Here is a 9,914-nt window from a genome sequence, read left to right on the forward strand (position 1 = left end):
GAAAGATGGAAAACATCATATGAGCGTAATTAATGCTGTAGCTAATAAACTTGTATTAAGAATATTTGCAGTAGCCAAAAGAGAGGAACCTTTTGTAAAATTATCTGCTTAAAAGTTTGTTTTTAACTTAGAATGCTCAAGACAGGCTAAAGTCGAGGCACGAGAAAAGCAGTAAAATCACCAACAATGATATTCAATCCCAAAATTCAACTCCTTGACTCATTAACTCATTGTCTCCTTAACTCCTTGACCATAGCGTAATGCCGAACCTTTCAGCTTGACTCAAGACAGGCTAAAGTCGAAGGCAGGCTTTTAATTTCCAATTAACCAAAAACCAACCCGCAAGAATTTTTTAAGTTTTCCACCCCATAGCCTCTAATTTCTATTCCCTAACACCTACTCCCTAACCTCCTAATTTTCTTAAAAATCCTTAAAACTTATCTCGTTCAGGTTAAATTATTTAAAAAATTACATAGTCAAAACAGTTAAACAGCCGAGAAATGTTAACTTTCTCCTATTAATTTGGTTTAGTTGCAATTGGTATGATAAAAAATTACTTACCTTTGTTTCCAAAATCTGTTTAAACACTACAATCTTATGAAAAGAATTACATTTTTAGTAGCTTGTATTTTTGCCACTAGTTTTATGTTCGCGCAACAGCAAGACAAAGCAGAATACGACAAATGGTCTATCGATTTAAGCGGAGGCTTACACAAAGCTTCACGCCCATATACCGCAGGATACCACTCTCCAACTTTTGGCGCTTGGAACGCGCAAGCCAATGTTCGTTATATGTTTAACGATAAGTTTGGTTTACGTTTAGGTGCCGGTTATAACAATATTCAAGAAGGGGATGGGGCAGTAAGCGAGTTTGAAACAAAATACTACCACACTACTTTGGAAGGAGTTGTAAACTTAGGTAATCTTTTAGATTTTAAAGAATGGACTCAAAACTTTGGTTTGTTATTCCACGGAGGGGCAGGTTTGGCCCAAATAAATTTAGATGATAACGCAGTATACGCAGAGGAAGATGATTACATGAGCGTTTTTACCGCCGGGGTTACACCACAATTGAAACTAAGCGAAAGCATTGCAATCTTTGCAGACCTTTCGATCTTTGGTAATGTAAACCAGGATTATACTTGGGATGGAAACGAAAAAACCTTAAACCGCGGCTTTGATGGCATGTTGACCAATATAAGCGCAGGTATTACCTTTTATATTGGCGGAGAAGAAAAACACGCCGATTGGATAGATACTTCCGACAAAGCAAAAATGACCAAAGAATTGGATTCTTTACACAACCGTCTTGCTAAAATTGAAGACGATATGTTAGATGGTGATATGGATGGGGTTCCTAATTACTTAGATAGAGAACCTAATACACCAAACGGAGTAACAGTAGACTCTAAAGGTTATGCTATAGACAAAAACGAAAACGGTATTCCGGATGAAATGGAATCCAGTCTAGAAAGACATTTTGCTAGCAAAGAATATGTAGACAACCAAAGTAGTCGTGTTGGTGGTAACGAAACTATTAGAGATCTTATCAACAATGGCTATGTAAATGTATATTTCAAATTTGACAGCACACAGCCGGAAATTTATAGCTTAGAAGCTATTAACTACTTAGCTACCTATATGCAAGCTAATCCGGGTGCAAGAGCTGAGTTAATAGGTTATGCCGATGAAATTGGTAATGCACAATACAACGAGCAATTATCAGAACGTCGCGCTAAGAAAGTTTATGACATTTTACTTTCCGCCGGAATAGAAGAGTCTCGTTTAGAGCACAGAGGTGCGGGCGTAGACGATTCAGTAGATAGAAATTCTGCAGATGCACGTCAGTTAGTAAGAAGAGTAACTTTCAAACTGAAATAAGCATACAAGCATACAGGTTTAAACAGCCTTTTTAAAAAAACCGACTTACATTATGTGAGTCGGTTTTTTTGTTTTTTGATGTTGTTAGTTGTGGGGCGTTTCGTGTTTTTTGTTTCGTGTTTTTTGTTTCGTGTTTTTCGTTTAGCGTATAGCTTTTAGTACGGAGCATTATAAAACACTACATTATACAGTATACAGTATACATTTCTCAGTCATCGATCGTGGCTTTTGAGTTGTAATACAATGTCATGCCGAGTCTTTTCATTTCGCTTAAGACAGGGTAAAGTCGAGGCACACTTTCATTTTCCAAAAAGTTGATTCGTGTATTGGTATAATCGTGTATTAGTTTATTAGTGAATTCCTGACTGTCTTTTTTCAAACCTACCACATCATCTAACGTCTACCAACTGATCACTGTTTACTGAATACTATTTCAACAGTAGTAGGGCGTTTAGTGTTTAGCGTTTAGCGTTTTAATTCAAATGTCACGTCGAGCCTTTTCATTTCGCTCAAGACAGGCTAAAGTCGAGGCACTTTTAAATTACTAAAGTTGCTTACTAGTTATTGTTGACTAAAAATATTAACTACACAAAACTTTTGCAGACCGAACAAAAGATTCTAAATAAAACCCTTCCTTCCGGCGGGTTTTTTCAGAATGACAGCTCTTATGTTTTTCTGGAACAAAATCCTTTTAGTGACGCTTGGATTTTGAGATATTAATCGAAGCGTTCTGTCAATTTCAGTGGAAAGCTTTTTTAACTCTCGTTTTGTAAAATGTATTCTCAGATATTCGTAGGTGTCTGCCAATTCATTCAATGCGTGGTTCGTCCAAAGAATTTTATAACCACTTACCATAAATTTTTTGGGCTTCAGAGTTTGGTTTTAATCTTTCATTATCTGCTTCAGATATTCCAATTTCAATCGACTTTCGCTCAGCTTCAGCTATTTCATTCCACCAATCTTTGGTCTCATTTTTTCTTAATTCCATAATTTTTCGAATTAAAGACTTATCCTCCAAAGTTGTTAACCATTGGATTAGTTCAATTTTCGCATTTTGAATATTAATTTCCATATACCAAAGTTAGTTTATTTTGCCTAAGTTCACAAATTGTGTACCGCATCCTCAAATGATAGTTTTGCTATTTTTTCGTGTATTGGTATAATCGTGTGTTAAGATAAATGCGATATAAAAGTTGAAATTCTTTTAATTCTTTTTCTTCAGTATAGCTAGGTTTTTCCGTGAAAAATTTTTGAAGCCTTGGAAAAAATTTAGGAAAAACTTAGCGGTTTTTCGCTATGAGCGAAAAAATACCTTAGAAAAAGCGTCTTTTCTTTTGGTTCGTTTTCTTTGGACGAGCAAAGAAAATGAACAAAGCTTCTTAAAGTTCAAGATTACTATCGATTAATAAATTTTTCATTGAAAAAGCTTAGAACAGACTTAAATTATTAGTTAATCGGTGTATTCATGTGCTCGTTATTAGTTTGATGTTTTTCATTTAGCATATAGCTTTTAGTACGGAGCATTATAAAACGCTACATTATACAGTATACAATATACATTTCTCAGTCATCGATCGCGACTTTTGAGTTGTAATACAATGTCGTGCCGAGCTTTTCCTTTCGCTCATCACAGGCGAAAGTCGTAACACTTTTAAATTACTTAAGTTGATTACTAGTTATTGTTGACTAAGAAAATAACCAGTCAAAACATTTACAGACCGATCAAAAGATTCTGAATAAAATCCTTCCTCCGGGCGGTTTTTTCAGAATGACAGCTCTTATATTGCTTTTTTTGGACAAAGTCTTTTAGAATGATCAATATGCGTATTTAAAATTCTCATTAATCTCTCACACCGCTCACCTCTCAACTGATTACTAACTACTCAATACTAATTACTAATTACTAAAAAATCATTTCTTCCAAAACTTCCAGCGCGCAGATTTGCTTTCATTTGCGCCATAGCCATAGCCATAGCCATAGTTATAACCGTATGCTCCTTCTTCCTTTACACCGTTTAATACTAGAGCCACTTCGGTTAACTTTTTGTCCTCTCGCAGCTCATTTATGTGGTTAAGCAGTTTGTTATCCGTAAAGTTGGCACGTACCATATATAAACTCACGTCTGCTTGTTCTGAAATTAAAAAAGTATCGGTTACTAAAATTGTTGGGGCAGTATCTACAATAATATAATCGTAAAGGTTTTTGGCTTCTGCTAATAATTGCTCAAACCTGCCGTTAGCCAGTAATTCAGCCGGATTTGGCGGGATGGGTCCCGAAAGTAATAAATCTACATTTTCTACCGAAAACGGATTGTGTACAATAAGCTTTTCTATATTGGTAGTTGTATCGTACAGGTAATTGGAGACACCGTCTCTATTTTTATCGGCTTTGATATAGGTGTGTAATTGCGGATTCCGTAAATCTGCTCCTATCAATAAAACTTTTTTGTTTACCGAAGCTAAAATATTTGCCAAATTGGTCGAAACAAACGTCTTACCTTCTCCTTTGGTAGTAGAAGTCACAAAAATAACTTTGGAGCTCCCGTTGGTTTTGGTACTTAAAAAGTTGAGGTTGGTGCGTAAAATTCTAAAAGCTTCTGCCAACACACTTCTGTCGTTAGGCTGAATTAACTTATGTGCATCTTGCGCTAATTGCGGAATTTCTCCCACGATTGGCACTTTTGGCAGCATACGCTGAATGTCGTTTTTAGAATGCACTTTGGTATCTAATAAAAACAGCAAATACAAAATTCCAAAAGGAATTAATAGTCCAACTACCAAAGATCCCAAGAAAATAATATTGCGTTTAGGCGCAACCGGACTGGTAGAAGTATAGGCATAATCTACAATTTTTACAGTAGGCGCAGTAATGGCATAGCTTAGGGCTGCTTCTTCTCTACGTTGCAATAAGAACAAATAAAGACGTTCTTTTATTTCTTGCTGTCTTCTAATAGCCCGTAATTGCTTTTCTTTTTTAGGTAAGTTTCTAATCTTACCGGAAGAGAGGCTTTCCTGACTTTCTAAATTCCGTAAAGTTGTTTCTAAACTTTGTATATACGCGTTTATACTTGCTAAAATATTGGTCTGTAATTGCTCCAATTCTTGATTTAGATTAACTATCATCGGGTTTTCTTTGGTAGAAGAAACCAAAAGCCTATCCCGTTCTAAAATCAATTTATTATATTCTTGGGTAAGCTGATTGATGGATGCATTGTTGACACCAATATTTGCCGGCAATAAAGAAAATGCACCTTGATTTTGTAAGATACTTCTTAAATCGCGCGTTACGGCCAATTGGGTGGCAGCCTCATATCGTTTAGTTTCTGCGCCGGCTTCTTTACCTAAAAGCTGCTCGGTGTTGGCCTCTATATTTATTACTTCGTTTTGTTCTTTAAATTGAACGATATTGCTTTCTACCGTATCTAAATCTTCTACCAAATAGATTAACCTATTTTCTACAAAGTCTTGAGTGCGTTTAGAAATTAGACGCTTATCTTCTATCCCATCCTGATTAAACTGCCGAATTAAAGCATTAATAATCGCCTCGTTTTTGGCTTTGTTAGGTCCTTTAATTTCGGCTGCTAAAATATGGCTCTTTTCGCCCACAGGCTCAACTGTTATACCCTGGGACAAACTGTTAATTGCCGTAGTAAGATTCCTAAACTGCAAAAGCATTTTTTTAGGAGCTCCTTTTACTTCCGGCTTTTTCTTTATGCTTAAATGGTATTCGCCAAATTGTATACTATCGTTGTAATTGGCTTTTATTTCGCCCAAATTTTCTTCTTTTAAAGAAAATTGCCCAGCACCTAAAGGCTGAAAAAGAATTTGTGGCGAATTATCATAGGCTAAACTGTCTTTATACAACCAATTTACTTCTATTGGCACATCGCGGTTATTGAGCATTGCCGGTTTAAACGTGGCATAGCTGTAAAAAACATTTTGCAGATTAAGCTTATGAATTACTTGTACCAGTAAACGTCTGGATTTGAAAATCTGAATTTCGTTCTCTAGGTTTACTTTCGTGAAATTGAATAAAGTACTAGATCCTCGCAAACCAGCTAAGCCTAAACCACCATCGTTATTCTCGTCTAAAACTTTAACCTTGGCTTTCGTCTCATAAATACTGGTAGTATAACGCAAATACAAATAGGCGCCAGCCACGCAAATTATTACGCTAAGCACAAACCAAGGCCAATAGCTTAAATACTTATAGAGTATTTTCTTTAACTCGTTGCTGCTTTCAAATTCTTCTTTATACAATCTTTGGTCTTGCTCCATAATTTGTTTACCTAAATATAATTACCGCTGCGCTTAACAAAATGGAAACTACCGATAATACGGTTCCTAAATTCCCTACAATTCCAGCCGATTTTACTTTTGCCGTATTTGGTTTTACATATACAATATCGTTTTGCTGAAGAAAATAATACGGGGTATCCATCCAATTGGACTGGGTTAAATCTAAACGGATTTTTTCTCTACTATCGCCTTTCTGCCGAATTACCAAAACGTTTTCGCGCGAGCCTTGAATGGTTAAATCTCCTGCAAGACCAAGCGCTTGCGGCAAGCTAATACTTTCTTCTGATACGGTGTATGTACCCGGTTGTTTTACCTCACCAATTACCGTAATTTTAAAGTTTACCAAACGTACTCTTGCGGTAACATTTTTTACGTATTTGCCAATTTCACTTTCTAATAAATCTTCTATCTCCTGCGTGGTTTTTCCTACTACTTGCAACTTTCCTACACCCGGATATTTTATAAAACCTGCTTCGGTAACCAAATAACCTTCTAATTTTAGTAATTCGGTTTGGCTCGCTTTAGACGGCATGCCTTCCGCTGTTTTTTCAAATTGATAGGGCACCAAACTTTTTGGATTTAAAGCACTCAAGTCTATTTTTAAAATATCGTTTACCTGAATTTCGGGATGTTCGTATACCGCAGAAACACTGCCCAAGGATGCATTATCTATATCTTGAAAATAAATAACGTCTTCTTTAGTGGCGCAGGAGCCTAAGACTAACGTTATTGCGAGCAATAAAATAATTTTTTTCATAAAAGCAAATATAAATAAGTTTTCCAATCTGTAGCTAGGATTATAAAAGTTGTTCTACCAAAATATTCGATAAAAAGCACTTTTTATATAAAATGCCGATTTGCCTTGTCTTTTAACAGCATTAATCAGTAAAAGTCGACTCTCCTACCTGCTTAATTAATAAAAGTTTACTAATTTGCGCCTCCGTAAAAAAGCTTTCTTTTTCAATTGCTTTTACGCTATATTTTTTATATTTACTAAAACTATCTTAAGTGCCCACATTACTTAAAGCAAAACTAACTATCGTACGTCTATTGAGGCCTCTCGTAAGAAATTATGTGCCAAGATGGGTTATTTTTGCTATAGATTTGCTTATTGCCTTTGTTTCTGCTCAATGTGCCTTTTTCTTGGTTTCTACCATAAATGGCGAGCCTTACCACTTTTTGCAATTCAATTGGGAACTTCTTGCTATTGTTGGCATACAAGCAATTTTTTACTTTATTTTTCGCTCTTATTTTGGGTTGATTCGCTATTCTAATTTTCGAGACACCATAAAGCTTTTACAAGTAACGGTTCTTAGTGTACTAAGTATTTTACTTATTAACGAAGTCTATTACGCTTACGCGGAAGAAAAACTTATTTTAAACGCGGGGGTTATAATGTTTGGCTTTATCACTTTTTCGCTGCTTTTCTTCTTTCGCGTAGTGGTAAAAAGATTATACCAAGTGATTAACCTTAATAAACCCGGTATTAACGCTTATATTTTGGGTACCAAAGGCGAAGATATTGCTATGGCCGAAGGTTTAATATCTAAAGAAGCCAACCATTTTAATATTATAGGCTTTATAGGCTTGCACCAACAAAAAACAAGAAATAGGGTTTTTAACCTGCCCATTTTTAATCTAGCACAACTAAAAGACAGTAGCACCATTGCCAAAGCTATTATTGTTAGCGAAAAAAGGCTGCAAAATCTTAAAATTCAGCATCCAGATTTAATAGAAGAGCTTTTAGATTTAAAAATCAAAATTTTTAAACTACCAAAACCCCAAGATTATAAAGAGCAATCTTACTTTCAAGCTTTACGCGAAATTAAAATTGAAGACCTTTTACAACGCAATCCCATAAAACTCAACAACCAGAAGCTTAACCAGGTTTATAAAGACAAATGTATTTTTATTACCGGTGCTGCAGGTTCTATAGGTAGCGAAATCGTAAAACAACTCATTCCTTTTCAGCCTAAACACCTTATTTTAATAGACCAGGCAGAAACTCCTATACACGAGTTGTGTGTCTATTTAAAAAAGCACCATCCAAAGCTAGCCTTTACGGAAGTTATTGCCAATATTAGAGATGTAAAAAGAATAACCGAACTGTTTGAAGATTTTCAACCGGACATTCTCTTTCACGGCGCAGCCTATAAACACGTGCCAATGATGGAGAGCAATCCCATTGAAGCACTAAGCGTAAACTTTGAAGGAACCAAAAATTTGGCCAAGTTGGCAATTCAGCATCGTATAGAACGTTTTGTTTTTGTCTCGACAGATAAAGCGGTAAATCCTACCAATATAATGGGAGCATCTAAACGCGCTGCAGAACTTTTAATACAATCTTTATCGAAACAAAGCAGCGCGACCAATTTTATTACCACCAGATTTGGAAATGTCTTGGGCTCTAACGGGTCGGTTATTCCGCATTTTACCAAGCAAATTCAAGAAAAAGGACCGGTAACGGTAACCCATCCCGAAATTACGCGTTATTTTATGACCATAGACGAAGCTTGCCAACTAGTTTTAGAAGCCGGAGCTATGGGTAATGGTGGCGAAATTTATGTTTTTGATATGGGCGCACCTATCAAAATTATAGATTTGGCAAAACATATGATTCGTTTAACCGGACTTACCCCCTACACCGATATTGAAATTAAATTTACAGGCTTGCGCCCGGGCGAAAAACTGTACGAAGAATTGTTGGCCGATAAAGAAACTACGCTTGCAACGCACCACGAAAAAATTTTAATTGCACAAGCTTCGCACCAATTCACGCCAGATAAATTGAATCTATTAAAAGATTTGGAAAAAGCCATAAAAAACAATTGTACCAAATCTGGTTTAGAAACCTTGCGAGATTTGATTCCAGAATATGACTGCCCGGATACTAAGAATACACCTTCCTGCCAGCTTCACACCACGGCAAAATAAATTCAGGTCTTTATAAGTAATAATTCTCTATTCGAAACCTGTTTTAATTAAAGTTTCTATAGCGATACTTTTTACAAATAAATGCATAGAGATACGCCGTAGATACTTCATAGATAAGCCATAGATAGTCCATTAAAATCTTATAGTAACTAAAAAGAACTTTTGGCGTTGCTTATGTCCTATTAAATTCATTTTAAAAAATAAACAAAGCTACTTAAAGCGCAAAATTCCTATCGCTCTATAAATATTTCATTTAAAAAGCTTAAATCAAACTCAGATTTGTAAATGGAATATAAAAAAGGTAATCAATCAAACCAATGCAACAAGCATAATCAATAGACAGAAAATAATGTTGGTCTATCTTACAAGGGACTTTAGTCCCTTGCATTCAGTCTGAAACTTGTAAAATTATCTAATTAACCACAACTTTTGTATAAACACAACAATTGTTCTTGATCCCTTCTCGCCCAAAAAACATTCCTCTATAAAACAAAAAAACCGAACTTTTTTAGAATTCGGTTTTCATTCTTGTTGGCCTACTAGGGCTTGCTTCGGCCGCGCTCAGCATAAACTTCTCGCCCACATTTCTACTTCTTTCAAAAAAGAAATCCCAACCAAATTAATGATCGGGATTTAATTCTTGTTGGCCTACTAGGGCTTGCTTCGACTGCGCTATTAGTTTTACATTTTATATTTACAAGAAGTTTAACCTTATTAAATTTCTGAAAAACCAGAGGGCAAGGTGAACTATTTCGACTCTTGAAATTTAAGTTTCATCTTGAGCATTAGTCCTTGCCCTC

General features: G+C 35.7%; 5 protein-coding genes. 2 read left to right on the top strand and 3 right to left on the bottom strand.

Translation table 11 applies throughout. The features are described from left to right. Positions 1-597: 597 nt before the first annotated feature. Positions 598-1,881 carry an OmpA family protein gene (locus tag FKR84_RS13085; RefSeq protein WP_141422769.1) on the top strand — a complete coding sequence of 428 codons (1,284 nt, stop codon included), beginning with the start codon at positions 598-600 and terminating at the stop codon, positions 1,879-1,881. Positions 1,882-2,719: 838 nt separating this feature from the next. Here the strand turns inward: FKR84_RS13085 and FKR84_RS13090 are convergent. The 3 genes from FKR84_RS13090 to FKR84_RS13100 all read right to left on the bottom strand — a co-directional run bounded on the left by FKR84_RS13090 (position 2,720) and on the right by FKR84_RS13100 (position 6,937). Further along, complete coding sequence (locus FKR84_RS13090; RefSeq protein WP_141422770.1) at positions 2,720-2,953, bottom strand: hypothetical protein; 234 nt, start codon at positions 2,951-2,953, stop codon at positions 2,720-2,722. Positions 2,954-3,792: 839 nt separating this feature from the next. Further along, on the bottom strand, positions 3,793-6,159 hold the full coding sequence (locus tag FKR84_RS13095) for a GumC family protein (RefSeq protein WP_141422771.1): 2,367 nt from the start codon (positions 6,157-6,159) through the stop codon (positions 3,793-3,795). 7 nt (positions 6,160-6,166) lie between these two features. After that, positions 6,167-6,937 (bottom strand): polysaccharide biosynthesis/export family protein, encoded by a 771-nt coding sequence (locus tag FKR84_RS13100; protein WP_141422772.1) that lies wholly within the window; start codon positions 6,935-6,937, stop codon positions 6,167-6,169. A gap of 251 nt (positions 6,938-7,188) precedes the next feature. On the opposite strand from FKR84_RS13100, the gene FKR84_RS13105 reads away from it, so the two are divergent. Continuing rightward, positions 7,189-9,114, top strand: coding sequence for a polysaccharide biosynthesis protein (locus FKR84_RS13105; protein WP_141422773.1), 1,926 nt, complete (start codon positions 7,189-7,191; stop codon positions 9,112-9,114). Positions 9,115-9,914: the final 800 nt, after the last annotated feature.

Origin of the sequence: Haloflavibacter putidus (genome assembly GCF_006546625.1) — a bacterium.
In the GTDB taxonomy this organism is placed as follows: Bacteria; Bacteroidota; Bacteroidia; order Flavobacteriales; family Flavobacteriaceae; genus Mesonia; species Mesonia putida.